Annotated in this window: 26 protein-coding genes and 1 pseudogene; 16 read left to right on the top strand and 11 right to left on the bottom strand. The window is 67.2% G+C overall.

What is annotated here, in order from left to right; translation table 11 throughout:
* Positions 1–35 precede the first annotated feature (35 nt).
* Together AC1DNC_RS03275 and AC1DNC_RS03270 are read left to right on the top strand one after the other, a co-directional pair.
* Positions 36–623, top strand: coding sequence for a hypothetical protein (locus AC1DNC_RS03275; RefSeq protein ID WP_476861130.1), 588 nt, complete (start codon positions 36–38; stop codon positions 621–623).
* A gap of 87 nt (positions 624–710) precedes the next feature.
* A complete protein-coding gene (locus tag AC1DNC_RS03270; protein ID WP_476861129.1) occupies positions 711–1,751 on the top strand; it encodes an alpha/beta fold hydrolase in 1,041 nt (346 codons plus the stop codon).
* 22 nt (positions 1,752–1,773) lie between these two features.
* Here AC1DNC_RS03270 and AC1DNC_RS03265 read toward each other — a convergent pair whose 3' ends face one another.
* On the bottom strand, positions 1,774–2,640 hold the full coding sequence (locus AC1DNC_RS03265) for an HAD-IIA family hydrolase (RefSeq protein WP_476861128.1): 867 nt from the start codon (positions 2,638–2,640) through the stop codon (positions 1,774–1,776).
* A 52-nt stretch (positions 2,641–2,692) separates the two neighbouring features.
* Here AC1DNC_RS03265 and AC1DNC_RS03260 point away from each other — a divergent pair, with 52 nt between their 5' ends.
* The 3 genes and pseudogenes from AC1DNC_RS03260 to AC1DNC_RS03250 form a co-directional block, all read left to right on the top strand.
* On the top strand, positions 2,693–3,379 hold the full coding sequence (locus AC1DNC_RS03260; RefSeq protein WP_476861127.1) for a TrmH family RNA methyltransferase: 687 nt from the start codon (positions 2,693–2,695) through the stop codon (positions 3,377–3,379).
* Positions 3,380–3,591: 212 nt separating this feature from the next.
* Complete coding sequence (gene fbaA, locus AC1DNC_RS03255) at positions 3,592–4,611, top strand: class II fructose-bisphosphate aldolase (RefSeq protein WP_476861126.1); 1,020 nt, start codon at positions 3,592–3,594, stop codon at positions 4,609–4,611.
* A gap of 2 nt (positions 4,612–4,613) precedes the next feature.
* Positions 4,614–4,883 (top strand): annotated as a pseudogene (locus AC1DNC_RS03250) (DUF3151 family protein); the annotation flags it as partial.
* A 3-nt stretch (positions 4,884–4,886) separates the two neighbouring features.
* On the opposite strand, the gene AC1DNC_RS03245 reads toward AC1DNC_RS03250, so the two are convergent.
* Together AC1DNC_RS03245 and AC1DNC_RS03240 are read right to left on the bottom strand one after the other, a co-directional pair.
* Positions 4,887–5,516: a uracil-DNA glycosylase family protein gene (locus tag AC1DNC_RS03245; protein ID WP_476861125.1), complete on the bottom strand. Its 630-nt coding sequence runs from the start codon at positions 5,514–5,516 to the stop codon at positions 4,887–4,889.
* A gap of 229 nt (positions 5,517–5,745) precedes the next feature.
* Complete coding sequence (locus AC1DNC_RS03240; RefSeq protein WP_476861124.1) at positions 5,746–6,966, bottom strand: cobalamin-independent methionine synthase II family protein; 1,221 nt, start codon at positions 6,964–6,966, stop codon at positions 5,746–5,748.
* A 410-nt stretch (positions 6,967–7,376) separates the two neighbouring features.
* Here AC1DNC_RS03240 and AC1DNC_RS03235 point away from each other — a divergent pair, with 410 nt between their 5' ends.
* The 4 genes from AC1DNC_RS03235 (at position 7,377) to AC1DNC_RS03220 (ending at position 10,887) form a co-directional block, all read left to right on the top strand.
* Positions 7,377–8,666 carry an adenylosuccinate synthase gene (locus tag AC1DNC_RS03235; protein WP_476861123.1) on the top strand — a complete coding sequence of 430 codons (1,290 nt, stop codon included), beginning with the start codon at positions 7,377–7,379 and terminating at the stop codon, positions 8,664–8,666.
* Positions 8,667–9,056: 390 nt separating this feature from the next.
* Positions 9,057–9,533, top strand: a complete 477-nt coding sequence (locus AC1DNC_RS03230) for a hypothetical protein (RefSeq protein ID WP_476861122.1) — start codon at positions 9,057–9,059, stop codon at positions 9,531–9,533.
* An 86-nt stretch (positions 9,534–9,619) separates the two neighbouring features.
* The gene (locus AC1DNC_RS03225; protein WP_476861121.1) at positions 9,620–10,168 is read left to right on the top strand and encodes an RNA polymerase sigma factor; all 549 of its coding nucleotides are present in this window, start codon (positions 9,620–9,622) and stop codon (positions 10,166–10,168) included.
* Positions 10,165–10,887, top strand: a complete 723-nt coding sequence (locus tag AC1DNC_RS03220; protein WP_476861120.1) for a hypothetical protein — start codon at positions 10,165–10,167, stop codon at positions 10,885–10,887. The genes AC1DNC_RS03225 and AC1DNC_RS03220 overlap by 4 nt, the downstream gene beginning before the upstream one ends.
* A gap of 7 nt (positions 10,888–10,894) precedes the next feature.
* On the opposite strand, the gene AC1DNC_RS03215 is transcribed toward AC1DNC_RS03220, so the two are convergent.
* The 8 genes from AC1DNC_RS03215 to AC1DNC_RS03180 all read right to left on the bottom strand — a co-directional run bounded on the left by AC1DNC_RS03215 (position 10,895) and on the right by AC1DNC_RS03180 (position 19,399).
* Positions 10,895–11,302: an NUDIX domain-containing protein gene (locus tag AC1DNC_RS03215; RefSeq protein ID WP_476861119.1), complete on the bottom strand. Its 408-nt coding sequence runs from the start codon at positions 11,300–11,302 to the stop codon at positions 10,895–10,897.
* 115 nt (positions 11,303–11,417) lie between these two features.
* Positions 11,418–11,915 carry a CoA-binding protein gene (locus tag AC1DNC_RS03210; RefSeq protein WP_476861118.1) on the bottom strand — a complete coding sequence of 166 codons (498 nt, stop codon included), beginning with the start codon at positions 11,913–11,915 and terminating at the stop codon, positions 11,418–11,420.
* On the bottom strand, positions 11,912–13,252 hold the full coding sequence (locus tag AC1DNC_RS03205; RefSeq protein ID WP_476861117.1) for an O-acetylhomoserine aminocarboxypropyltransferase/cysteine synthase family protein: 1,341 nt from the start codon (positions 13,250–13,252) through the stop codon (positions 11,912–11,914). The genes AC1DNC_RS03210 and AC1DNC_RS03205 overlap by 4 nt, the downstream gene beginning before the upstream one ends.
* Positions 13,252–14,457: a dimethylsulfone monooxygenase SfnG gene (sfnG, locus tag AC1DNC_RS03200; protein ID WP_476861116.1), complete on the bottom strand. Its 1,206-nt coding sequence runs from the start codon at positions 14,455–14,457 to the stop codon at positions 13,252–13,254. Before sfnG ends, AC1DNC_RS03205 begins: the two co-directional genes overlap by 1 nt.
* 9 nt (positions 14,458–14,466) lie before the next feature.
* The gene (acs, locus tag AC1DNC_RS03195) at positions 14,467–16,452 is read right to left on the bottom strand and encodes an acetate--CoA ligase (protein WP_476861580.1); all 1,986 of its coding nucleotides are present in this window, start codon (positions 16,450–16,452) and stop codon (positions 14,467–14,469) included.
* Positions 16,443–17,354, bottom strand: a complete 912-nt coding sequence (locus AC1DNC_RS03190; protein WP_476861115.1) for an ABC transporter permease — start codon at positions 17,352–17,354, stop codon at positions 16,443–16,445. Before AC1DNC_RS03190 ends, acs begins: the two co-directional genes overlap by 10 nt.
* Positions 17,354–18,415: an aliphatic sulfonate ABC transporter substrate-binding protein gene (locus tag AC1DNC_RS03185; protein WP_476861114.1), complete on the bottom strand. Its 1,062-nt coding sequence runs from the start codon at positions 18,413–18,415 to the stop codon at positions 17,354–17,356. Before AC1DNC_RS03185 ends, AC1DNC_RS03190 begins: the two co-directional genes overlap by 1 nt.
* 117 nt (positions 18,416–18,532) lie before the next feature.
* The gene (locus AC1DNC_RS03180) at positions 18,533–19,399 is read right to left on the bottom strand and encodes an ABC transporter ATP-binding protein (RefSeq protein ID WP_476861113.1); all 867 of its coding nucleotides are present in this window, start codon (positions 19,397–19,399) and stop codon (positions 18,533–18,535) included.
* 339 nt (positions 19,400–19,738) lie between these two features.
* Here AC1DNC_RS03180 and AC1DNC_RS03175 point away from each other — a divergent pair, with 339 nt between their 5' ends.
* The 7 genes from AC1DNC_RS03175 (at position 19,739) to AC1DNC_RS03145 (ending at position 23,665) form a co-directional block, all read left to right on the top strand.
* Positions 19,739–20,164: a CoA-binding protein gene (locus AC1DNC_RS03175; RefSeq protein ID WP_476861112.1), complete on the top strand. Its 426-nt coding sequence runs from the start codon at positions 19,739–19,741 to the stop codon at positions 20,162–20,164.
* 31 nt (positions 20,165–20,195) lie between these two features.
* Positions 20,196–20,609: an MmcQ/YjbR family DNA-binding protein gene (locus tag AC1DNC_RS03170; protein ID WP_476861111.1), complete on the top strand. Its 414-nt coding sequence runs from the start codon at positions 20,196–20,198 to the stop codon at positions 20,607–20,609.
* On the top strand, positions 20,606–21,151 hold the full coding sequence (locus AC1DNC_RS03165) for a DUF1990 family protein (protein WP_476861110.1): 546 nt from the start codon (positions 20,606–20,608) through the stop codon (positions 21,149–21,151). The genes AC1DNC_RS03170 and AC1DNC_RS03165 overlap by 4 nt, the downstream gene beginning before the upstream one ends.
* A 12-nt stretch (positions 21,152–21,163) precedes the next feature.
* Positions 21,164–21,766 carry a hypothetical protein gene (locus AC1DNC_RS03160; RefSeq protein WP_476861109.1) on the top strand — a complete coding sequence of 201 codons (603 nt, stop codon included), beginning with the start codon at positions 21,164–21,166 and terminating at the stop codon, positions 21,764–21,766.
* A 58-nt stretch (positions 21,767–21,824) separates the two neighbouring features.
* A complete protein-coding gene (locus tag AC1DNC_RS03155) occupies positions 21,825–22,142 on the top strand; it encodes a putative quinol monooxygenase (protein WP_476861108.1) in 318 nt (105 codons plus the stop codon).
* Positions 22,143–22,284: 142 nt separating this feature from the next.
* Positions 22,285–22,578 carry a DUF503 domain-containing protein gene (locus AC1DNC_RS03150; RefSeq protein WP_476861107.1) on the top strand — a complete coding sequence of 98 codons (294 nt, stop codon included), beginning with the start codon at positions 22,285–22,287 and terminating at the stop codon, positions 22,576–22,578.
* 397 nt (positions 22,579–22,975) lie between these two features.
* Positions 22,976–23,665, top strand: coding sequence for a hypothetical protein (locus tag AC1DNC_RS03145; protein ID WP_476861106.1), 690 nt, complete (start codon positions 22,976–22,978; stop codon positions 23,663–23,665).
* The last annotated feature ends 21 nt before the right edge of the window (positions 23,666–23,686 follow it).

The following is a 23,686-nucleotide window of genomic DNA, read 5'->3' as shown; positions in this document are numbered from 1 at the left end:
AGCCGTCGGCCATAGACACTTTATTTGGAGTACCTATGGACCAATCTCTTAACGCCCAGGTGAAGCTGGATGTCGCCGCAGATGTCATCCGAATCGATGTCCGGGGGCGCCTCAGCCAAGATTCCCGACCCGCCCTGATGCAGCTGATCCAGCGCATCCGCCGGAGGGGGCTCAGCTCCCATATTCGAGTCGACCTCGCGCACGCCGAATTCGTGGAATCATTGGCCCTCGCCGGCCTGCGCAACGATCTCAATTCGGTAGATGGGGGATCCAGCCAGCTCGAGTTGGCCGGCGCTCCGACCGTTGCCGCAGGGGTTTCGCTTGAGCTGCTGATGTTCGGCGACGACTTTGGACGGGTGTTCCAGCCCATTGACCTCTCCGGGGACTTCGTGGCCTCCATCAACTCGTACGGGACGCGCCCGCTGGCCCGCTATTCCGACGACGAACTGCTGGCGGCCAGCGACTGTGTTTTCGGCAAGCTGGACGATCCCCGCAACGGTGGACCCTCGGAGCTTCTGGCCCGCTACGAGGACATCAGCCTGGAACTCGCACGCCGCGAAGCAGCCCGCGCACCGGAACCCGCGCTCGCACCGGAAGCGGCCCGAACGCCGGAACCGGCGTAGCCCCCGTCTTACCCGGCGCCGGAGCCGGCTTAGCCCCGTTTCGTCCCGCGTTTTCTGCTCCACCGGCGCAGTGGCTACGGTAGAGGTGTGCCGCATGAGACGGAACCGAACGACGGTCAGGAAGCCCGGAGCGCCGAGGCCCGCCTACTCCGGCACGCCGCCGAGCTCAAACGGTTTTCGCGGCGGAAGTTCCTCGTAGGTACCGGTGCCGCGTCGGCTCTCGCCGCGGACATGCTCTTCACCCGACGGGTCCAGGCCGAGCGGCGGGTCAACAAGATCCTCCTGGTGCCCGACGACGACGCCGAACTGTATTTTCCGCACGCCAGCTGGTTCCTCTTCCCGGGGTATAAAACCAGCTGGGAAGAGGCGCAGTGGATCCTGAACTCGCTTCGCGGTGCCCTGACCAAGCGCGGCCAGCTGGCCGCCGTCGGCTATTCGAATGTCGGCATGGACATCGACAAGATCGTGATCGCTGTCATCGAGCACATCCGGGCCCACCAGCTGGACACCGTCTACTTCTACGGCCATAGCTTCGGCGGCATGGTCGCCGTGCAGGTCGCCGCCCGGTTGCTGGAGCTTCATGGCGTCAAGGTGGCATTCATCCTGCTCGACTCAAGCCCGTCCAGCAGGTCTGACGTCCTGGACCAGAGCTGGTTCGAAGGGGTGGTGTTCCTTTACGAGAGAGGATTCCGCTTCCCCACCGTGCTGCGCGGCGGCTATGAACTTGGTGAGCGGGTGCTGAACAAAAATGAACGAAGCTGGGGGCAGATCCTGGACCAGACCCTGGAGCAGCTCTCGCCGATTGCCCCGTCCAGCGTGTTGATCGAAACCGAATCGGCGTACATCTACCACTTCGACCTGAACCGCTTCGTCGGCAAGCTGGGCGACGCGAAGATGGCGTTCATCGGCAATCCCCGGGACCAGACCGTCAGCTACGAGACGGCCCGGGACACCTGGATGCTGCGGTTCAAAGCCAACATGGTCTCGGATACATTGCAGACCGACGGGGCACGCCCGGCCCACGCCAGTCCGCAGTGGAATCCTTCCATCTACCGGCCGCTCATCGAGGAGCTGCAGGACGAGTTCTTGCCGCTGCCCTCCGGCGGCGGCAAGAAGACCGCCTTCTAGCCAGCCGGTTCCGTGCGTCCGCTCAGATCTGGTTCTTCAGGTCCGCGACCGAGTTCAGGATCTGGTTGGGCCGGAACGGGTAGGCCGCGATGTCGTCCTTGTGCGTGATGCCGCTGAGCACCAGCACCGTGTGCAGGCCCGCTTCCATGCCGGCGATGATGTCCGTGTCCATCCGGTCCCCGATCATGGCGGTGGTCTCGGAGTGCGCGTCGATCTGGTTCATCGCCGAACGGAACATCATCGGGTTGGGCTTGCCCACAATGTACGGTTCGCGGCCGGTCGCCTTGGTGATCAGGGCCGCGATCGCGCCGGTGGCCGGCATCGGCCCGTCCTTCGAGGGCCCGGTCGCATCCGGGTTGGTCGCGATGAAACGCGCGCCGCCCAGGATCAGGCGGATGGCCATGGTGATGGCCTCAAAGGAGTAGGTCCGGGTTTCGCCGAGCACCACAAAGTCGGGGTCCTGGTCGGTGAGGATGAAGCCCGCCTCGTGCAGCGCCGTCGTCAGCCCCGCCTCGCCGATCGTGTAGGCACGGTTGCCCGATTCGGAGCCGCGCACCTGGTCCTTGAGGAACTGCGCCGTGGCCAGTGCCGAGGTCCAGATGTTCTCTTCCGGGATTTCCAGGCCGGAACTCTTCAGCCTGGCGGCGAGGTCCCGGGGCGTGAAGATGGAGTTGTTTGTCAGGACCAGGAACCGCTTGGACGTGTCCACCCAGCGCTGGATGAGTTCCGAAGCGCCGGGGATCGGCTGGTTCTCGTGGACCAGCACCCCGTCCATGTCCGTCAGCCAGCACTCGATCTCCTGGCCGCTGCGGTAAACCGAGGACGTGGACCGCACGTCATCAGAGTCTGAACGCTGGTCTGTTCCGTGGTCTTCGTACTGCTCCGCCATGGTGCCCTCCGCCGATAGTGTGCCGCAACAGCTCCCAGTCTAATGTTGAGGCGTGACTGAACCCGAGACGCCCAGCGAACCACCCGCCGGTACCGAGGCCGCGCCGGACGGTGAGCCGGAGCCCAAGGCAGAGGTCGGCGTCGGACCCTGGCAGGGGCCGTGGCCGGAGGGCGGGCACTGGGATCCGGATCTGCTTGCCGACGGCGACCGCCGCAACGTGCTGGACAAGTACCGTTACTGGAAGCACGAGGCGATCGTCGCGGAGCTCGACTCGCGACGCCACAACTTCCACATCGCGATCGAAAACTGGCAGCACGACATGAACATCGGCACCGTCGTGCGCACCGCCAACGCGTTCCTGGCCAAGGAAGTCCACATCATCGGACGACGCCGGTGGAACCGCCGCGGCGCGATGGTCACCGACCGCTACCAGCACGTCCGCCACCACGCCACCGTGGAGGATTTTGTCGCCTGGGCGCAGGGGGAGGGGCTGGCCGTGATCGGGATCGACATTTTCCCCGATTCCGTCCCGCTGGAAACCTACGAATTGCCCCGGGACTGCGTGCTGGTCTTCGGCCAGGAGGGCCCCGGCCTGACGCCGGAGGTCCACGAGGCCGCCGTCGCGACGCTCTCGATTGAGCAGTTCGGGTCCACGCGTTCGATCAACGCCGCCTCCGCAGCCGCGATTGCGATGCATGCCTGGATCCGCCGGCACGTCTTCAACCAGCTGCCCGGGTAGCCTGCCCGTCCTTTGGCGCGCGAGATGACACTTAACGGCAGTGTTTGCCCACCACACTGCCGTTAAGTGTCACCTCGGCGGAAGCGAGTGTTACAACCCCGGCGTGACCGGAGACACTGCCCCGGTGCAGGAATGGCTAGGATGGTTCGTAGCCGACGAGGTCCACTCCAGGGTCAACCAGCCCGCAGACGAAATTCACTTTAGGAGTCAGCATGCCCATTGCAACCCCAGAGATCTACTCCGAGATGATCGACCGCGCAAAGACGGGCGGCTTCGCATTCCCCGCCGTCAACGTCACCTCCTCCCAGACCCTGAACGCCGCCCTGCGCGGCTTCGCCGAGGCAGAGTCCGACGGCATCGTCCAGGTCTCCACCGGCGGCGCCGCCTACTGGTCCGGCGCCTCCACCAAGGACATGGTGGCCGGCTCCCTGGGCTTCGCCGCGTTCGCCCGCGAAGTGGCCAAGAACTACGGCGTCAACATCGCCCTGCACACCGACCACTGCCCCAAGGACAAGCTGGACGGCTTCGTCCTCCCGCTGCTCGCCGCCTCCCAGGCCGAGGTCAAGGCCGGCCGCAACCCACTCTTCAACTCGCACATGTGGGACGGCTCGGCCGAGACCCTGCAGGAGAACCTCCGGATCGCCCGTGACCTGCTCCAGCGCACCGCGGCCGCCAAGATGATCCTCGAGGTCGAGATCGGCACCGTCGGCGGCGAGGAAGACGGCGTCGAGAACGCCATCAACGACAAGCTCTACACCACTGTCGAGGACGCCCTGGCGACCATCGATGCCCTCGGCTCCGGCGAGAACGGCCGCTACATCACGGCCCTGACCTTCGGCAACGTGCACGGCGTCTACAAGCCGGGCGGCGTCAAGCTGCGTCCGGAGATCCTCAAGGACATCCAGGAGCAGGTCGGCGCGAAGATCGGCAAGTCCAACCCGTTTGACCTCGTCTTCCACGGCGGCTCCGGCTCCTCCGAGAAAGAAATCGCGGACGCGGTCTCCTACGGCGTGATCAAGATGAACATCGACACCGACACCCAGTACGCCTACACCCGCCCGGTCGCTGACCACATGTTCCGCAACTACGACGGCGTCCTGAAGGTCGACGGCGAGGTCGGCAACAAGAAGCTGTACGACCCCCGCGTCTGGGGTGCGTCTGCCGAGGCCGGCCTGGCCGCCCGCGTCGTCGAGGCTGCACAGCAGCTCGGCTCCACCGGCAAGACGTTCTAGCCGTGTCGGACGAGTTCCGTAAGAACCTGATGGGCCCGGAGCCCACGCTGCTGCCTGCCGAGACCGAGGTCTACGCGGGGCTGGAGGCCGGCCACGAGGCGCTGGACCTGGTGGAAAAGCACCCGACGTCCTCGCTGCTCTGGGCCGTGCTGGCCGAGGAAGCGTGGAAGGAAGGCCGGACCATCGACTCCTACGCCTACTCCCGCGTCGGCTATCACCGCGGCCTGGACTCGCTGCGCCGCAACGGCTGGCCCGCCGTCGTTAACTTACCGGGACTAGGCCTTGGCCAGGCCGGTGCGGGCCATGGCGTCGGCGTAAGCGACGCGCATTTCCTCCAGGTACTGCTCCTGGCGGGCCGGGGTGCCAGCGAAGGCGCGGCCGCTGAGGGAGCGGACCTTGTACGTCTTCAGGCCGCGGCGCCAGATCATCGGCACCTCGGTCTTGAGCAGCAGGTTGGCCAGGCGGTTGGCCTCGGTGCCGTGCGCCACGATCACGGACGCGCGCGGCACCAGGGCGAGGAACTTCAGCAGGGGCTTGAGACCGGCCGAGATCTGGTCCGGGGTGAACTTGCCGTTGGGCTCGCCGTCCACGTGCCAGGGGTGGACGTTCCAAGGCATGACGTACTCGGGGCGCAGCCCGAGCTTCCACTGGATGCCGAGCATGCGGGTGGCAGCTTCCTCGTCTCCGGCGGTGATGAAACCGGACGGGTCCGCGGTGCCGATGTTGGAGTACAGGCTGATGATGCGGCACTCGTCGATGTCGTGTGCGGGATCCACGTAGGGGACGGTGGTGCCAGCTTTGGCGGTCTGCAGTGCGTCACACAGTTCGTTGACCGGCGCGACGCTAGCGTCGTAACGGCGGCTCAGGAGCTGTTCGCGGAAATTTTCAGTGGCCAGGGCTGTCATGTATTGCTGGGTCTCCTGCGGGATTGGTAAAGCTGCCAGACCGGCCGCGGGCACGCCAAAGGAAGGGCACGCTGAGGCCGGTGTGGTTTGAAAATGTGGTGTGGACCGATTCCTGTTCGGTCTTCACCAGTCTATCAAGCCCAGCGAAATGCCCGGCGAGCCGTCCGGACCGGACGGCGGACCGGACGGCGGACCGCCCGGCCCGACGGGAACCGCCGGACCGGTCCGGCTACCAGAGCCGCTTGCTGGCCCGCCGTGCGCCTTCCCCGAGCGCCTCGAGCTTGGCGAAGGCGATCTGCGGGTGGACGCGGCCGCCAAGGCCGCAGTCCGTGGAGGCAATCACATTTTCCCGGCCCACCAGTTCCGCGAAGCGTACGATCCGGTCCGCCACCAGGTCCGGATGCTCCACCACGTTGGTGGCGTGCGAGACGACACCGGGGATGATCGACTTGCCGTCGGGAAGCTTGGTGTCCTCCCAGACGCGCCATTCGTGTTCGTGCCGCACGTTGGCCGCCTCGAAGGAGTAGGCGCCGGCATTGATCTGCAGGACCGAGCCGATGATGTCCGCGAACGGGATGTCCGTGGTGTGCGGTCCGTGCCAGGATCCCCAGCACACATGCAGCCGGATCTTCTCCTGCGGGAGGTCGCGCAGGGCCCAGTTGGTGGCCTCGACCCGGAGCTGGATGAACTTCAGGTAGTCCTCGAGGCTCGGCTCGGGGTTGATCTGGTCCCAGCTCTCGGCCAGCGAGGGGTCGTCGAGCTGGACGGTCAGGCCGGCTTCGATGATGGCCTTGTATTCCTCGCGCATGGCGTCGGCGCAGGCGTACAGGAGTTCCTCGTCGCTCTTGTAATACTCGTTGGCCACCCGGGCGCAGGAGCCGGGGGAGAGGGACGCGACGAACCCCTCGCTCAGGCCTGCCGCGGCCAGGCCCTTTTGGAGGTTGGTGACGTCCGAGGCCACGAGCGCCTGGCCCGTGTACGTCAGCGGCCCCGCGATCTTGGGCTGCGTGACGGCCTTGCGGTGGGCCAGGATCCCGGAGGAGGGATCGTTGTAGGCGTCGTTGAACTTTTGCCGGTCGCGGCGGTCCGGGAACGAGGTCAGGACAATGTGGCCGGGAGAGGAACGGTGCACCTGCGCGTCGGCCCAGCGGTCGACGTCGGTCGGTTCCAGGCCGCCGAGCCGCGAGAAGGAGTAGTTCCACCAGGCGCCGTAGTCCACGGTGCTGGACATCGTGTGGCCATACTCGCCGTCGTTGGGGATGTCGATGCCCAGGTCCTTCTGGCGCTGCACGACGTCCACCACGGAGGTCTCCAGCAGGTCCAGGAACTCGGGGGTGATGCCGTCGGCTTCCTTGGCCTCGTTCGCGGCGATGAGCTCCGGCGTGCGGGGCAATGAGCCGGCGTGGGTGACGCGGATGTGGTCGGTGTTCTGGGACGTGTTCAGGGACATGGCAGGGTTCCTTTCCATCGGTCCTGGCGGTAGCACCGGTGCCGGCACACGGCGTCCGCCAAGGGCGGGCCGGAACGGCAGGGTTGCTGCGGCGTCAACGGTCCAGGTCCCTCGGCCGCTCGGGATGGTCACTCTCACTTAATTCCACGCGTGGCCGGACCGCAAGTCATGCCCGCTATGTGTCGCAGCGTCCACGCAGGGAGCCGAAAACGGTGCCGTCCACCGTTTTCGGCTAAACTTGGGTGGTAAGAGCCCCGGACTCTGGCGTTGCTGGCATAGATCGTAGTGGTACTGAGCTACAGCGGTAGATTCGGGGCATTCTCATGAACGGCGTTGAGCTGCGATGACTACCTGGTGAATCAGCCGGCGAATCAACCGGGGCTCGGCCCGAACGAATGGGGGAGGATCCCATGCCAGCAATCGTGATCGTCGGAGCCCAATGGGGCGACGAGGGCAAAGGTAAGGCCACCGACCTGCTCGGCGGCCGCGTCGACTACGTCGTGAAGCCCAACGGCGGCAATAACGCCGGGCACACCGTCGTCGTAGGCGGTGAGAAGTATGAGCTGAAGCTCCTTCCGGCCGGCATCCTGAGCCCGAACGCAGTCCCGGTGATCGGCAACGGTTGCGTGGTGAACCTTGAAGCCCTGTTCCAGGAGATCGACGGCCTCGAAGCCCGCGGCGCGGACACCTCCAAGCTGCGCGTCTCCGCGAACGCCCACCTCGTGGCGCCCTACCACCAGGTGCTGGACAAGGTCACCGAACGGTTCCTCGGCAGCCGCGCGATCGGCACCACGGGCCGCGGCATCGGCCCGGCCTACATGGACAAGGTGGCCCGACTCGGCATCCGGGTGCAGGACGTGTTTGACGCGTCCATCCTGCGCCAGAAGGTCGAAGGCTCGCTGCGGCAGAAGAACGAGCTGCTGGTCAAGGTCTACAACCGCCGGGACATCGAAGTGGACGAGGTCGTGGACTACTTCCTCTCCTTCGCCGAACGCCTGCGCCCGCTGGTCATTGACAGCACCTTCGTGCTGAACAAGGCGCTGGACGAGGGCAAGGTGGTGCTCATGGAGGGCGGCCAGGCCACGTTCCTGGACGTCGACCACGGCACCTACCCGTTCGTGACTTCCTCCAACCCGACCGCCGGCGGCGCGTCCGTGGGCTCGGGCATCGGCCCTACCCGGATCTCGCGCTCCATCGGCATCATCAAGGCCTACACCACCCGTGTCGGCGCCGGCCCGTTCCCCACGGAGCTGTTCGATGAGATGGGCGTGTACCTGCAGAAGACCGGCGGCGAGTTCGGCGTCAACACCGGCCGCCCGCGCCGCTGCGGCTGGTATGACGCCGTGCTGGCGCGCCACGCCTCGCGCGTGAACGGCTTCACCGACTACTTCGTCACCAAGCTGGACGTGCTCACCGGTATCGAACAGATCCCTGTCTGCGTCGCCTACGACGTCGACGGCGTGCGCCACGACGAAATGCCGATGACGCAGACCGAGTTCCACCACGCCAAGCCGATCTTCGAATACTTCGAAGGCTGGACCGAGGACATCACCGGCGCCCGCACCCTGGACGACCTGCCGGAGAACGCCCGTAACTACGTGCTGGCCCTTGAGAAGCTCTCCGGCACCCGTTTCTCCGCGATCGGCGTCGGCCCGGACCGGGACCAGACCATCGTGGTCAACGACCTGATCAACGACTAGAGCCTCGCTAACCGGCGCACGACGGCGGCGGGTCACCTTCAAGGGTGGCCCGCCGCCGTCGTCGTTAACGCGTAAGTTCAGGCGCCGCGCAGAGCCGGAATCAAAAGAAGAAAAGAATTTTCGATTGCTGCGTAACCTTTCGGGGCGCCCCAGCGATTACTCCTTTGTAAGCGTCGCCCGGAGCCTTGGTCCCCCCATCAAGCCCGGCCGGCCTTGCCGCGAAAGATCCGACCGGTGCCTGCCCCATCAGGCGCCGGGGACTTCGAGAGAGATCCGACGGGTACCTGCCCCCATCAGGTGCCGACAGGACTCCGACCGTAAGTGCCGGCTGGCGCCTGCCCCCATCAGGCGCCGGCCAGCCTTCAAACAATCAAAGGATGTACGTTTTTCATGAAGAGTGTTAGCAAGACCACCAAGATCGCTGTCGGCGCCGCCATTCTCGCAGTGGGAGGCTTCTCCGGAATCGGCCTGGCCAACGCGGCCCAGATGTCCAGCACGCAGCAGGCTGAAGTGAACCACGCTACGCCCGCCACCCCCGCCGTTCCGGCTGCTCCGGCAACCCCGGAACTGCCTGCCGCCCCCGCCACCCCGGCCGTTCCGGCCGCACCGGCAACCCCGAACACCGATGGCTCCGCCAAGGGCGACGCCGATGTCGAAGGTACCGAGGGTTCCATCGAGGGCTCCGTTTCCGCTGACAAGGACGGCGTAGCCGTCGACGGCGCCGCCAACGCCAAGGGCGCTGCCGAGGCCAAGGCCCACGCCGGCGTGACCGTTGCGACCCCGGCCGTCCCGGCCGCCAAGGGCACCCCGGCAACGAAGGCTGTACCGGCCGTCCCGTCGGTCGAGCAGCCGAAGCTCGACAAGTAAGCACGAACGCTTCTCTTCGGAGGCGATGGGGTGCGGCCGCTAGACTATCGGGGGCCGCACCCCAGCAGTAACGGAAGGAAAGCCTCTTGGCAGACCAGCTGAGCGATGACGAACTGTCAGCAGCTCTGGCTGGCGACCCGTCAGGATTCAGCGCCGTTTACACCGTGATGTCCCCGGCGGTGCTCGGCTACTTCCGGGCCAAGGGCGTCGACGACGCCGAGGCCCTCACCCAGGATGTCTTCGTGGACGTCCTGCCGAAACTGGCCAACGTCACCGGCGGCCGCACGGGTTTGCGGACTTTCATCTTCTCCGTCGCCCACGCCCGGCTCGTCGACCATTACCGTCGTTCCGAACGGACGCCGCAGCTGGCCGAGTATGACCCCTTGAATGACGCGAGGCACTCCGCCTCCGCCGAGGATGAGGCGCTCGGATCGCTGGGCGGCCTTTCACACACTCTCTCCCGGCTCAACGAGGAGCAACGGGAAGTCCTGGTTCTGCGGATCGTCGCAGACCTCTCCATCGATCAGGTGGCCGGCATCATGGGCAAGACCCCCGGTGCCATCAAACAGCTTCAGCGGCGCGGGCTCAGTGCCCTGCGCGAACTCGTAACCGAAAAGGACCACGCAGCATCATGACCGGCACGCGCGAACCCCAGCAGGATGGCAGCATCCAGGCGATGCTCCGTGACTCCGGCCTTGAAGCTGCCACCGAACTCCGCAGCACCCTGGAACAGCTCCGCGCCCTGGTGCCGGAGCAGGCGCCTGCCCCGCGCGCGGACCTCGCCGCGCTGCTCACCGCCGGTTCAGCCGATCCGGTTGCCACGTCCGCCGTACCGGACGGCGCAGCGGAGGACCTTCCCGACGGCGTGGTCAGCCTGGCCGACCGTCGGGGCGGCCGTAAGCGCCGGATGGCCCTCATCGGAGGTGCCGTGATCGGTGCAATGAGCCTCGGCGCCGGCGCCGTGGCAGCGTCCAGCCAAGACTTCCGCGCGAACGTGGGCCACACCCTGGGTGTCATTTTCCAGCCCGCAGCACCCACCCGGACCCCGGTCCCTTCCGGCCCCACCCCGTCCGATCTGCCGGCTGCCCCGGCTCCGGTTCCGGCTGGCACGTCCTCCGTTGCGACGCATCCGGCAGAGCCCTCTGCCGCGGCAACCGCGGCTGTCCCGAAGCACGCCGGCCCCGTCGCCACGCCTCCCGCCGTCGGCCGCCACGGCGTGCTTCCCGCCCCGTCGCACCGTCCCGTGACCCCCGGGACCCCGGGCCGCAATGGCCGGGGGCTTGCGCCCGCCCCGGTGCCGACGTCGCCCGTACTTCCCGGACTCCCCACGGCTTTCCCGACCCCCAAGCCGTAACCTGGGCCTAGGCGCTAAGCCACCTCGGAAACGCCTCGGCATAGGCGTCGTGGGCCAGGTCCAGGGCGAGCGCCTGCTCGATTCCGAACCAGCCGATTTCGGTGTGCTCTTCGGGCGCGCGGTTGTAGGGAATACCCTCCCAGTCCCTGAGCGCCCAGCCCTGCAGCAGCAGCGAGCCGGAGCCGCCGTCACCCTTGCTGAGCTGGAACGACGGCCCCGCCCCGGGCGGCGGCACGGTGATCCCCAGCTCCTCGCGGAGTTCACGGACCAGTGCCTGTACGGCGGATTCACCGCCCTCGATGTGCCCTCCGGGCAGGTCCCACTTGCCGGGGTAAGCCTTGGCGGTTGAATTCCTGCGGCACAGCAGGATTCCCTGTGGGCCCAGCAGGGCAGCGACCACCACGCGATGCATCATCCGCCCATTCGATCACAAGCCGGCGGCGGGCTGTTCAGGCTCTCTGCGGTTAAGCCGGGACCGGCCCGCATTTGTTGGCAACAAATGCGGGCCGGTCGCTGGCGGGCGGCTCCGACTAGGCGAGGACCTGCCGCTTGGAGGAGATGACGCCGGTGTCGAAGCCGGCCAGGTGCAGCCCGCCGTGGAAGCGGGCATGCTCAATTTTCACGCAGCGGTCCATCACGACGTCGAGACCGGCGGCCTCGGCTTCCTTCGCGACGTCCTCGTGCCACGAGCCCAGCTGCAGCCAAAGCGTCTTGGCGCCGGCTGCGATGGCTTCGTCGAGGACGCCGGGCAGGTCGTCATGCTTGCGGAACACGTCCACGATGTCCGGACTCTCCGGCAGCTCGGCAAGCGAGGCGTACGTCGGCTCGCCCAGGATTTCCTTCACCACCGGGTTCACGAAGTACACCTTGTACCGGGTGGAGGACTGCAGGTACGTCGCCACGAAGTAACTGGCCCGGGACGGCTTGTCCGAGGCGCCGACAATGGCGATCGACCGGGCCTGGCGCAGCAGGTTCAGGCGTTCCGGCGCGGAGGGGCCGGTCCAGGTGCGGGTTTCCTGGGTGCTCATGCGTTTGCTCCGATCGTGCAGGCGTCAGCGGAAAGTGCTTCCGTGGCGGGCTCTTCCGTCGCCGCGTCCAAGGCCTGATCGAGGTCCCAGAGGATGTCGTCGAGGTCCTCCAGGCCGACCGAGATCCGGACCAGATCCTCCGGAATGCCGGCGGATTCGAGCTGCGCCGGGCTGAGCTGCTGGTGGGTCGTGGAGCCCGGGTGGATCACCAGGGTCCGCGAGTCGCCCACATTGGCGAGGTGCGAGGCCAGCTGTAGGGACTCGATGAACTTTTGCCCCGCGGCCCGGCCGCCCTTCACACCGAAGGAGAACACCGAGCCCGGTCCCAGCGGGAGGTACTTCCGCGCCCGGTCGAAGTGCGGGTGTGAGGGCAGGCCGGAGTAGTTCACGTACGCCACACGCTCGTCGGCTTCGAGCCACTCGGCCACCGCCTGGGCGTTCTTCAGGTGTTCATCCAGCCGCTGCGGGAGCGTCTCCACGCCCTGCAGCAGCTGGAACGCGGACTGCGGGGACAGCGCGGGGCCAATGTCGCGCAGCTGTTCGCAGCGCAGCTTGGTGAGGAAGCCGTATTCGCCGAAATTCCCCCACCAGGAGACGTTTCCGTAGGAGGCCACGGGTTCGGTCATGGTGGGGAACTTGCCGTTGCCCCAGTTGAAGCGCCCGCTTTCGACGATCACGCCGCCGAGGGTGGTGCCGTGGCCGCCGAGGAACTTGGTGGCGGAATGGATCACGATGTCTGCCCCGTGTTCGATCGGCCGCACGAGGTACGGGGTGCTCAGGGTGGCGTCGACGACGAGCGGGATGCCGGCGTCGTGTGCCACCTTCGCTAGCCCCTCGAGGTCCTGGACCTCCGAGGACGGGTTGGCCACCACCTCCACGAAGATCGCCTTGGTGTTGTCCCGGACCGCGGCGGCGTAGTCCGCAGGGTCGGTGCCGGGGACGAATGTGGTCTCCACGCCGAAGCGGCGCAGGGTCACGTCCAGCTGGGTCACCGTGCCGCCGTAAAGTTGGGAAGCCGCGACGATATGGTCGCCGGCCTGGGTGAGCGCGGCAAAAGTGATGAACTCCGCGGCCATGCCCGAGGACGTGGCGACCGCGCCGATGCCGCCCTCCAGCGAGGCGATGCGCTCCTCGAACGCGGCCACCGTGGGGTTGCCGATCCGGGAGTAGATGTTGCCGTACTTCTGCAGGGCGAACAGGTTGGCGGCGTCCTGGGTGTCCTTGAACACGAAGGACGTGGTCTGGTAGATCGGCACGGCCCGGGCGCCGTGTTCGGCGTCGGGGGTGCCGCCGGCGTGCAGGGAGCGGGTGCGGAAACCGAATTTGCGGTCAGCCATTACGCGTTCACCAGCTTGCTGGTGGCGCCGCCGGCCGCCGGGGTGAGGGACAAGTCGAGTTCGACGCCGTGTTTGCGGGCCAGGTCCGCCTCGAGTTCGCGCACGATCGGCAGGATCTCGGTACCGAACGCCGCGACCTCTTCCTGGAAGTGAAGGTAGCCGGTAAGGAACAGGTTCACGCCGATCTTCTTGTACTCCACGATCCGCTCGGCGATCTGCTCCGGGGTGCCGATCAGCTGGGTCTTGAAGCCGTCGTTGTACTGGACCAGGTCCTCGAAGCTCGAGTCGGCCCACATTCCCTTGCCATCCTTGGTGGACGCCCCGGCCTCCTGGACCGCGTCGCGGAACCCTTCGACGGCGGGCTTGTGTGCCTTCGCGACGATCTCGCGCAGGGTGTCCCGGGCTTCCTTCTCGGAATCGCGGGCAATGACGAAGCCGTTCAGGCCGAACCTCGGGGCAGCGAGGGCGCCTTCGGTCCCGCGCTTGGTGTCGCCAGCCGCGGCCACGACGCCGGCGATGTTGTCCTTGAAGCCCTCCAGGTCCTTGCCGTTGGAGAAGTACCAGTCGGCGACGCGTCCGGCGGTGGCCTGCGCCGCGGTGGAGTTGCCGCCGAAGAAGATCTCCGGGTGCGCGCGGCCCGGTACGTCCACCGGGGCCGGCTGCAGGGTGAAGTCGGTGATGTTGTAGTACTTTCCGGCCTGGCTGTACTCCTGCTCGGTCCAGAGCCCGCGCAGCACCCGGATGAACTCCTCGGTGCGGACGTAGCGCTCGTCGTGTTCGAGCCATTCGAGGCCGAAGTTTTCAAACTCGGCCTTGAGCCAGCCGGAGACGATGTTCACGGCGGCCCGGCCGTTGGAGATGTGGTCCGCGGTGATGATGTATTTCGCCAGCACGCCGGGGTGCCACATGCCCGGGTGGACGGCCGAGATCACCTTGAGCCGCTCGGTGGCGGCCAGCAGGGCGAGGCTGAAGGAGGTGGCCTCGTGCTGCTTGTCGGCACCGTAGGAGGCGGCGTACCGGGTCTGGGTCAGGGCGTATTCGAAGCCGGAGTTCTCGGCGATCCGGGCGAGCTTCTTGTTGTATTCGAAGTCCCAGCCGGTGCGCTGTTCGATCGTGGAGACCACCAGTCCGCCGGAAACGTTGGGGACCCAGTAGGCGAACTTGAGGGGCTCGGAAAGACGGGCGACGTTGCTGATGTCAGTCATGGGTGTTCCTTACTTCTGGGTGTTTCGGAGTCGTAGGACATCCTGGATGTCCGCGATGGATGGTTCGTTTTGCAGCGAGGTTGTGTCGCCGAGGGGGCTTCCCTCGAACAGCTGGGTCAGCAGCCGGCGCATGATCTTCCCGCTGCGGGTCTTCGGCACATCGGGGACGACGACGACGTCGCGCGGCTTCGCGATCGGCCCGATCTTTTCTCCGACCCAAGCCTTCAAATCGGCGGTGATTCCCTCCGCCGATTCCCGAAGGACCACGAACGCCACGATCGCGTGGCCGGTCTTCGGGTCCGCGACGGGGCACACCCCGGCCTCCACCACGTCCGGGTGGGACACGAGGGCCGATTCGATCTCGATCGTGGAGAGCAGGTGCCCGGAGACGTTGAGCGTGTCGTCCACCCGCCCGAGGATCCAAATGTCGCCGTCGTCGTCGTACTTGGCGCCGTCGCCGGCGAGGAACCAGCCCTGTTCGGCGTACTGGCGCCAGTACGAGTCGTAGTAGCGCTGCGGGTTGCCCCACACGGTCCGGGCGATGGCGGGGCCGGGGGCGTCCACCACGATGAAACCGTGGACTCCGGGCGGAACGGTGTCGCCCGCCTCGTCCACGACCCGGGTGCCGACGCCCGGCAGCGGCCGTGCTGCGCAGCCGGGCTTGAAGTCCGCGTCCGTCGGGGCCGGGGAGAGGATGGTGGCCCCGGTCTCGGACTGCCACCAGGTGTCCACCACCGGGGCGGTGCCGGCGCCCACGTTGTCCCGGAACCACCGCCAGGCTTCAGGGTTGACGGCTTCGCCGACGGTGCCGAGCAGACGGATCGAGGAGAGGTCGTAGCTCGCGGGGACTCCGTCCGGGAACCAGCCCATCAGCGAGCGGACCAGGGTGGGTGCGGTGTAGTACTGCGTGACCCCGTATCGTTCGATGATTTCGAAGTGCCGGCCCGGGTGCGGGGTGTTGGGGGTGCCCTCGAAGATCACCTGGGTGGCCCCGTTGGAGAGCGGACCGTAAAGCTCGTAGGTGTGGGCGGTGACCCAGGCGAGGTCCGCCGTGCACCAGTGCACGTCCTGTTCGCGGAGGGACGGATCCGGATTGCTGAAGAGGTGCTCGAAGCTCCACGAGGCCTGCGTGAGGTAGCCGCCGGAGGTGTGGACCAGGCCCTTGGGCTTCCCGGTGGTCCCGGAGGTGTACATGATGAACAGCGGCGTCTCGGCGTCGAACGCCTCGGCTTCGTGGACATCGGAGGCCCGCCCGACGGCGTCGTGCCACCAGACATCGCGGCCTGCGGTCATCGGGACGCTGTCCAAATCTTCGGACGCTGTGGTGCGGTTGACCACGAGCACGTGCTCGATCGCGTTGTCCCCGGCGACGGCGGCGTCCGCGTTCCCCTTCACCGGGACCGCCACGCCGCGGCGGAACTGCCCGTCGGTGGTGACCAGCAGCTTGGCACCGGTGTCCTCCACCCGGAATTTCAGGGCTTCTGCGGAGAAGCCGCCGAAGACGAGCGAGTGGATGGCGCCGATCCGGGCCACGGCCAGGGTGATGACCACCGTCTCGGGGATCACCGGAAGGTAGATGACCACGCGGTCGCCCTTGCCGATGCCGAGGCCCAGCAGGGCGTTCGCGGCCTGGGCCACCTCGCGCTGCAGCTGCGCGTAGGTGATGGTGCGGCGGTCGCCCGGTTCGCCCTCGAAGTACAGCGCCACCTTGTCCCCGCGTCCCGCCGCTACATGGCGGTCGACGCAGTTGTAGGCGACGTTGAGCTTCCCGCCGTCGAACCAGCTGATCTCCGGTCCCGTCCCGGCCTCCGGGTCCGCCGGCAGGAACCGGTGTGCGGTGTGCCAGGGCTTCTCGGTGCTGGAAGATTCGCCGGGCGCCTGTTCCCAGTCCAGCCGCAGGGCGGCCGCTTCCCAGAATGCGATGCGTTCGGCGTCTGTATCCGGGGCATTGCTCCGCGGGGCCGGCGTTGCGGTTTCGTTCAGGGTTACGCCCATCGTTTCACCGCCCACTTCTCCGCCTGTCCCAGCAGGGCGTCGGTGATCTTGCCGATCACGGCGAGCAGCACGATGGCGAGCAGGAGCCGGTCCGTGCGGCCGTTGTTCTGCGAGTCCGTGAGCAGGAAGCCCAGGCCCATCGAGGAGGCAATCAATTCCGCCGCCACGAGGAACAGCCAGGCCTGGGCCAGGGCGAGCCGGAGCCCGGAGAACACGGCCGGCACGACGGCCGGTAGCTGGACCGTGGTCAGCAGCTTTATGCCCTTGAGTCCGAACGCCCGCGCGGCTTCAACGAGGTTCCGGTCCACGTGGCGCAGGGCCAGCGAAACCGTGGTGAAGACCGGGAAGAACGCGCCGATCAGGATCAGCGTGATCTTGGAGTCCTCGCCGATCTTCATCCAGAGGATCAGCAGCGGCACCCAGGCGAGCGACGGCACGGCCCGGAGCGCGCCAATTGTTGGCGCAAGCAGGGCCTCGGCGAACCGGGACAGGCCCACCAGTGACCCGAATACGAGTCCCAGTGCCGCCCCGGCCGCGAAGCCGATCAGCACGCGCTGGGTGGAGATCGCAATGTGCTGGCCGAGCTGCCCGCGCTGGAGCAGGTCCAGGCCGGCCTCCATGACCATGCCTGGCGGCGGAAGCTGGACCGCGCTGAACACTCCGGCGGCCGTGGTGAGCTGCCAGGCACTGAGCACGGCAACGGGAATGATCAATCCAAGGAGCAGACGCGCCCAGCCGTTGGCCAGGATCCCGGCGGGGGACCATCCGTTCGCCGGGGAGCCGCCTGCGCCCGTTTCGGGGGAGTCCGGCCGGGCGGCGTCTGCTGGAGTTGCGGGGACGGCTGCAGCGCGCCCGTCCGCAACATTGTTGCTGGTGAGGGTGGGGATTCCGAGGCGTGTCATCAGGAATCCTTGATGGCGGAGGCATCCGCCTTCTTCACCAGCGAGTCATCGAGGAGCGAGCCGACGGCGTCGTCGATCTGCTTCTGGCTCTTCACGTCCCCGGTCTCCACGAAGCTCGGGCCGATCTTCGCGAGGACCTTGCGCTGGGCTTCACCCGGTTCCGGGTCGACGTCGAGGTTGCTGCGCTGCAGCACGACGGTCTTGGCGACGGCCAGGTCCAGCCCGGCCGCGTCGGCCAGGATCTGCGCGGTCTCGCCCGGGTTCGCGGCCGCCCAGGCGCGGGCCTTCTCATAGGCATTGACGACAGCCTGCGCCTGCTTCGGCTTGTCCTTCAGGAAGGATTCCGTGGCGTTCAGGAAGCCGTAGGTGTTGAAGGAGAGGTTCCGGTAGAAGAGCTTGGCGCCCTTCTGCTCCGCTCCGGCCATGATCGGGTCCAGGCCCGACCAGGCGTCAACGGAGCCGTTTTCCAGCGCGGTGCGGCCGTCGGCATGCTGCAGGTTCTGCACCGTGACGTCCTTCGCGGACAGGCCGGCCTCGGACAGGGACTGCAGCAGGAAGAAGTACGGGTCGGTTCCCTTGGTCGCGGCCACGGACTTGCCCTTGAGGTCGGCGACCTTGGTGATCCCGCTGCCGGGTTTGGTCACCAGGGCTGCCCACTCCGGCTGGGAGAAGATGTCGATGGCCTTGATCGGCGAACCGTTCGCCCGTGCCAGCAGGGCGGCGGAACCGGCGGTGGAGCCGACGTCGATCGCGCCGGAGCGCAGCGCTTCGTTGGCCTTGTTGGACCCGGCGGACTGGACCCAGTTGACGGTGACGCCCTGGTCCTTGAGGGCGGACTCCAGCCAGCCCTTCTTCTTGATCACGAGGCTGAGCGGGTTGTAGGTGGCGAAATCGATGTTCAGCGTGTTGCTTGCCGCCGCGCCGCCTGCCGAGCCGGCGGCAGCCTGGCCGGAGCCTTCGCCGGCGACGCAGCCGGTGAGGGTCAGGGCGGCGGAAACGGCGGCGGCGGTGAGGAGCGAACGGCGGGTGGGTTTAGGGGTGGCGGCTGTGCGGAAGGGCATGAAGGTTCCTTTGAGAACGGTGCGAGCGGGTGCGGAAGAGGAGAAGAACGTTGGGCGGGTGGGCGCGGCAGCTCATGCTGCGCGCGTCCGGCCCTGGGGCAGCGGAAGAAGCTGGGGCTAGTGGCCGTCGACGCCGAGGCTGGCCAGAAGCGAGGCCCGCATTCGGGCCAGTTCCGCCGATGCCCGGTCCCGGGGCCGTCCGCCGGGGACGACGACGGAGCGGACGATCGTCGCACCCGGCGCCGGCGCGGCGGTCGGGTCGCCGGATTCCGGAACGGGATCCTTGCCGAGGACGATGATGCGGTCGGCGAGCTGAAGGGCTTCGTCGACGTCGTGGGTCACCAGCAGCACTGTGGTCGGCTCGGCCCGGTGGACCTCCAGCAGCAGGTCCTGCATTTTGATCCGGGTCAGGGCGTCGAGGGCGCCAAAGGGTTCGTCGAGCAGCAGCACGCCCGGGTTGCGTGCCAGGGCCCGGGCCAGCGAGGCGCGCTGGGCCATGCCGCCGGAGACCTCGCGCGGCCGGTGTTTGGCGAAGTCCCGCAGGCCCACGAGCTCAAGGAGCCGGGCGACCTTGGCCTTGCCGTCCTTGGCGCTGACGCCGGTGGGCAAGCCGATGGCGATGTTGGCCTGGAGCGTGTGCCATGGCAGCAGGCGCGGCTCCTGGAAGGCGAAAGCACAGCGGGCATCCATGCCTTGGACCGGGACGCCGTCGATTTCGACGGTGCCGGAGCTCGGGGCGTCGAGGCCGGCGGCGGCGCGCAGCAGGGTGGACTTGCCGCAGCCGGACGTGCCCAGGATGGCGAGGACTTCACCGGCCCGGACGTCAAAATTTACGTCGCGGAGCACGGTGTGCGCCTCGCTGCCGGTACCGAAGGTGCGGCGCAGGGCGCGGAAAGACACCGGCAGGGCCGCCGAGCGTTCGGCGTCGTGAACGGAGGCGTCCGCGGACGCAACCGGCGCGGAGGGGGACAGGACAGCAGACATAGGGATACTCCATCGGTCCTGGCAGTAGCACCCTACGGAACGAGCCTCCGGTCCGGGTGGTCAGTCCGGCCGTTCCCGTGGCTCGCTACCTTGCTATCGGCGGGTTCCGGGGAGGAACTCCGACGACCAGGGTTGCTGCGGCTTCATCGATCCAGGTCTCTCGGCCGCTCGGGATGGTCATTACCCACTAAATCGGAAGTGCGAATTTTCCCCAAATCAGGCGCGTAATATTCGGACACCTCGCAGCTTTGCGCCGGGTTCCCGCCGATTGTTCGGACTGCCGCCCCGGGCCGGCCCGTTGCGCCCGGACCCTCCCCTCGCGGGACGTAGGCTGGGCAGATGACCCATGTGAACGACCCCGCGGTTATCGAACGGCTCCTGCGCACGAAGGGCAGGTGGGCGATCGTGGGCCTGACCACCAACGAGTGGCGCGCCGCCTACGACACCTCCTTGTACATCCGCGACCGGCTCGGCATGGAGATCATCCCGGTCAACCTCCCGGCGGACCCGGTGCACGGCGAGACGGGCTACGCCAGGCTGTCGGACATTCCGGCGGCGAAGCAGCCGATCGACGTCGTGGATTGCTTCGTGAATTCGCACAAGGTGGGGGATGTGGTGGACCAGGCGATCGCCGCCGGAGCGAAGGCTGTCTGGCTGCAGTTGGGCGTCATCGACGAAGCGGCCGCCGCACGTGCCAAAGCTGCCGGCCTGGACGTGGTCATGAACGCGTGCCCGGCCCAGGAAGCGCCCCGCCTCGGCCTCTGACGGCCGCCGCCGGCCCGGCTAGGCTGGGAGCATGGACGCAGCAGCACTCCGCGGGATTTGCCTGACCTTTCCCGGCGCCTTCGAGGACTATCCCTTCGGACCCGAGATGTCCGTCTTCAAGGTCCGCGCCGCCATCCCCGGCGGGGCCCGGCACGAGGCCAAGATGTTCGCGCTGTCCGCATTGGACGGGCCCGAGCTCGCCGTGAGCCTGAAGTGCGAACCCGCGCTCGCCGAACAACTGCGGGCCGCTCACCCCGAAATCACCGGCGCCTGGCATTTGAATAAGCGGCACTGGAACGGAGTCAGGCTGGACGGTTCGTTGCCGGATTCCATGATCCGCGACATGGTGGAGGACTCCTACGACCTCGTGGTCGCCACCCTGAGCCGGCGCCAGCAGGAGCAGCTCGGCTGGGCCCGGCTCGCCCGCGGGGAGGCGCAGCCGTGACGGCGCGGATCGCGGCCGGCGAACTGAACTATCCGGGGATCGGGGCCACCGAGGGCGGTCCGCTGCCGGACGGGATCGAATGCCTCGTCAGCCAGGCCTATGTGGGCGACGGCGAGGCGGCCTACCGCCGGGCCGTGCAGGGACTGCTGACGTGGCAGCTGCACAAGCGGGCCGGGCTGCGCGTCCGTGCGGAGACCGACGTCGTGTACCCCGGGACGCGGGTGGTGAGCGGCTTCGGCGTCGGGCCGTTCCGGATCAACGCGCCCTGTGAAGTCGTGTGGGTGCGCCGGCCCGTCCCCGGCGGAGGCCCGCAATCGGCGGGTTTCGGCTACGGGACCCTGCCCGGGCACCCGGTCCGCGGCGAGGAATCGTTCGAAATTTCGCTCGACGAACAGGGCCTGGTGCTGATCAAGATCACCGCCTTCGGTGTTCCCGCCAACTGGTTCTATGCTGCCGGCGGCGCCATCACGGCACGGGCGCGCCGGCTGGTCACTTCCCGATACCTTAGGAGTGCGCAAGAACTGGCCGCAGGTGTGAACTGAGAGGAGCAGAGAATGCTGAATCAACAGACCCTTGACCGATTCTGGAACTTTGACGATCCCGGGCTTTCGGAAACCCGCTTCCGTACCGCGCTTGAGGATCCGACCTTCGACGACGACGAACGGGCCGAGCTCGCCACGCAGCTGGGCCGGGCCATCGGGCTGCAGGGCCGTTATGAGGAAGCCGACGAACTGCTGGACGGCATCGACGGCGACGAGCCCACGGTGGCCGTCCGGGTGCTGCTGGAGCGGGGCCGGGTGCTGAACTCGAGCGGCCACGCGGAGATGGCGGTTCCGCTGTTCGAGCAGGCCGCCGAACTTGCCGACCACCTCGGCGAAGATTTCCTGGCCGTCGACGCCCTGCACATGCTGGCGATCGCTGACGCCGCGCATGCCGAGACGTGGACCCGCAGCGCCCTGGAGTACGCGTCCACGGTGCAGGACTCCCGGACCCGGCGCTGGATGGTGGCGCTGCACAACAACCTCGGCTGGACCCTGCACGAGGCCGGGCGATGCGCCGAGGCCATGGTCGAGTTCCAGCTTGCCGAGCAGTGGGCCGAACGGGTGGGCACGCCACAGCAGCAGGAACGCGCCCGGGAGGCAATCGACGCCTGCTGAGCGGCGCCCCGAACTGTAAGAATGGAAGACCGATCTACCCCCACCGAAAGGCCCAGCCGTGATCTTCATCGTCGTTAAATTCAAGGTCAAGCCCGACTGGTCCGAGCGCTGGCTCGGCCTCGTGGAGGACTTCACCCAGGCCACCCGGCAGGAGCCCGGCAACCTGTGGTTCGACTGGTCCCGCAGCGTAGAAGACCCCAACGAGTTCGTCCTGGTCGAGGCCTTCAAGGACGACGCCGCGGGCGACCACGTCAACAGCGCCCACTTCAAGCAGGCCATGGCCGACATGCCGCAGGCCCTGGCGGAAACGCCCCGGATCATCAGCCGCCAGCTCGACGGCGAAGGCTGGGATCGGATGGGCGAACTCACCATTTAGGCCGTCAACTCCTGAATCTATTGCTCCGTAACGGCCCTTCTGAGACCCCAAAAGGGCCGTTGGGCCCACGCCGGCAGGGTTCTCTGGCCGAGCTTGCGAGGCTAGGGAGCCGGTGGGGAGCAATGGGTGGGAAAATATGGGCATGTGGATCGGCTGGATTGAATTCGATGTCCTCCTTGGCGACGTGCACAGCCTGAAGGAGAAGCGCTCCGTGGTCCGCCCGGTGCTGGCCGAGCTCAAGCGACGCTTCGAGGTGTCCGTGACCGAGGCCGGACTGCACGACCAGTACCGGCGAACCGTGATCGGCGTCGGGCTGGTCGCGGCGGACCGGGCGCATCTGATCGAGGTGCTTGCCGCCGTCGAACGCTTCATGGCCGCCCGGCCGGAACTTGAGCTGCTCAGCGCCCGGCAGCGCGAACTCCGCAGCGACGACTGACCCCCACCCCGTCGATTGCTCCACAAGTGCCCTTTTGGGGCCTCAAAACGGCACTTGCGGAGCAATCGATCGGGGGGTGTGGATAACTTCCGCGGCCTCGGCCGGTTTCTGCTCTGATGAAGCCATGAAAACCGCGCGTCCACTGCCGGATGAGTTTCGGGGCCGTCCTTTCACCACTGCCGAGGCCTCGGACGCGGGGGTGTCGCCCAAGCGGCTCCGCCACCGCTCGCTCGCCGCGCTGGGCAGGGGCATTCGTTCCGCGGACCCGACGCCGCGCCTTCCGCTGAGCGTCTGTGTGCGGCCTTTCATTGAGGTCAATGAGCGGTGCGCCGCATCGCACCTCACTGCGGCGGAGCTTGGTTCGCTTCCGGCGCGTCGAGCAAAGGAGGGACCCGCGATGTACCACGTGATCAGGCCCGAAGGTGCGGCCCATCTCAACCGGCCGCACGTCATCGTTCACCGGATGAAGCTCTACGACGACGAGATCACGGTGCTTGACGGAATTCCGCTCACCACCCCGGAGCGCACCTGGCTGGACCTGGCCGAAATGCTGACCGTCGACGAACTCGTAGTGGCCGGCGACAGTTGCGTCCGGGTGCCGCGGCGTGAGTTCGATGGCAGGGACCTGCCGCTGTGCAACATCGAGGATCTGCAGCGGATGATCGACCGGCACCGGGGAAAACGAGGGATCCGCAAGGCGCGGGAGGCCCTGGAGCTGATCCGCGTCGGATCGGATTCGCCGCAGGAGACCTTGCTGCGGCTTGCCCTCGTCCGGGCCGGCCTGCCGGAACCGGAGCTGAACGTGCCGATCATCGACGACGCCGGCATGAACCACCACGAACCCGACCTGTCTTTCCGGAAGTACCGGGTCGGCGTCGAGTACGAGGGTGAACACCACGGCGATGAGGGGCAGATTGTCCGCGACATATCCAGGTCGGAGCGCTACACGGCGCTCGGCTGGACGGAGGTCAGGATTTCCAAGCGCCACATGGCCGATGACGCCAAGGCCGCGGTGGCCAAGGTCCGGACCGCGCTCATTCAGGCCGGCTGGCGCCCCGGGGTTAAAACCAAAACGACTGCTCCGTAACCGCCGTTTTGAGGGCTCAAA

It is taken from the genome of Arthrobacter sp. 01N442, from assembly GCF_056399345.1.
Note: the sequence above shows the minus strand (reverse complement) of the source record. Positions and strands in the feature narration are given on the sequence as shown.

Bases quoted from the DNA above. Each gene is read 5' to 3' on its own strand.
- AC1DNC_RS03175 (WP_476861112.1), top strand. From the start codon at position 19,739: ATGACCCATGTGAACGACCCCGCGGTTATCGAACGGCTCCTGCGCACG.
- AC1DNC_RS03185 (WP_476861114.1), bottom strand. From the start codon at position 18,415: ATGCCCTTCCGCACAGCCGCCACCCCTAAACCCACCCGCCGTTCGCTC.
- AC1DNC_RS03160 (WP_476861109.1), top strand. From the start codon at position 21,164: ATGCTGAATCAACAGACCCTTGACCGATTCTGGAACTTTGACGATCCC.
- AC1DNC_RS03230 (WP_476861122.1), top strand. From the start codon at position 9,057: ATGAAGAGTGTTAGCAAGACCACCAAGATCGCTGTCGGCGCCGCCATT.
- AC1DNC_RS03215 (WP_476861119.1), bottom strand. From the start codon at position 11,302: ATGATGCATCGCGTGGTGGTCGCTGCCCTGCTGGGCCCACAGGGAATC.
- acs (WP_476861580.1), bottom strand. From the start codon at position 16,452: ATGGGCGTAACCCTGAACGAAACCGCAACGCCGGCCCCGCGGAGCAAT.
- AC1DNC_RS03205 (WP_476861117.1), bottom strand. From the start codon at position 13,252: ATGGCTGACCGCAAATTCGGTTTCCGCACCCGCTCCCTGCACGCCGGC.
- AC1DNC_RS03220 (WP_476861120.1), top strand. From the start codon at position 10,165: ATGACCGGCACGCGCGAACCCCAGCAGGATGGCAGCATCCAGGCGATG.
- AC1DNC_RS03150 (WP_476861107.1), top strand. From the start codon at position 22,285: ATGTGGATCGGCTGGATTGAATTCGATGTCCTCCTTGGCGACGTGCAC.
- AC1DNC_RS03170 (WP_476861111.1), top strand. From the start codon at position 20,196: ATGGACGCAGCAGCACTCCGCGGGATTTGCCTGACCTTTCCCGGCGCC.
- AC1DNC_RS03240 (WP_476861124.1), bottom strand. From the start codon at position 6,966: ATGTCCCTGAACACGTCCCAGAACACCGACCACATCCGCGTCACCCAC.
- AC1DNC_RS03275 (WP_476861130.1), top strand. From the start codon at position 36: ATGGACCAATCTCTTAACGCCCAGGTGAAGCTGGATGTCGCCGCAGAT.
- AC1DNC_RS03190 (WP_476861115.1), bottom strand. From the start codon at position 17,354: ATGACACGCCTCGGAATCCCCACCCTCACCAGCAACAATGTTGCGGAC.
- AC1DNC_RS03210 (WP_476861118.1), bottom strand. From the start codon at position 11,915: ATGAGCACCCAGGAAACCCGCACCTGGACCGGCCCCTCCGCGCCGGAA.
- AC1DNC_RS03235 (WP_476861123.1), top strand. From the start codon at position 7,377: ATGCCAGCAATCGTGATCGTCGGAGCCCAATGGGGCGACGAGGGCAAA.
- sfnG (WP_476861116.1), bottom strand. From the start codon at position 14,457: ATGACTGACATCAGCAACGTCGCCCGTCTTTCCGAGCCCCTCAAGTTC.
- fbaA (WP_476861126.1), top strand. From the start codon at position 3,592: ATGCCCATTGCAACCCCAGAGATCTACTCCGAGATGATCGACCGCGCA.
- AC1DNC_RS03265 (WP_476861128.1), bottom strand. From the start codon at position 2,640: ATGGCGGAGCAGTACGAAGACCACGGAACAGACCAGCGTTCAGACTCT.
- AC1DNC_RS03145 (WP_476861106.1), top strand. From the start codon at position 22,976: ATGTACCACGTGATCAGGCCCGAAGGTGCGGCCCATCTCAACCGGCCG.
- AC1DNC_RS03180 (WP_476861113.1), bottom strand. From the start codon at position 19,399: ATGTCTGCTGTCCTGTCCCCCTCCGCGCCGGTTGCGTCCGCGGACGCC.
- AC1DNC_RS03245 (WP_476861125.1), bottom strand. From the start codon at position 5,516: ATGACAGCCCTGGCCACTGAAAATTTCCGCGAACAGCTCCTGAGCCGC.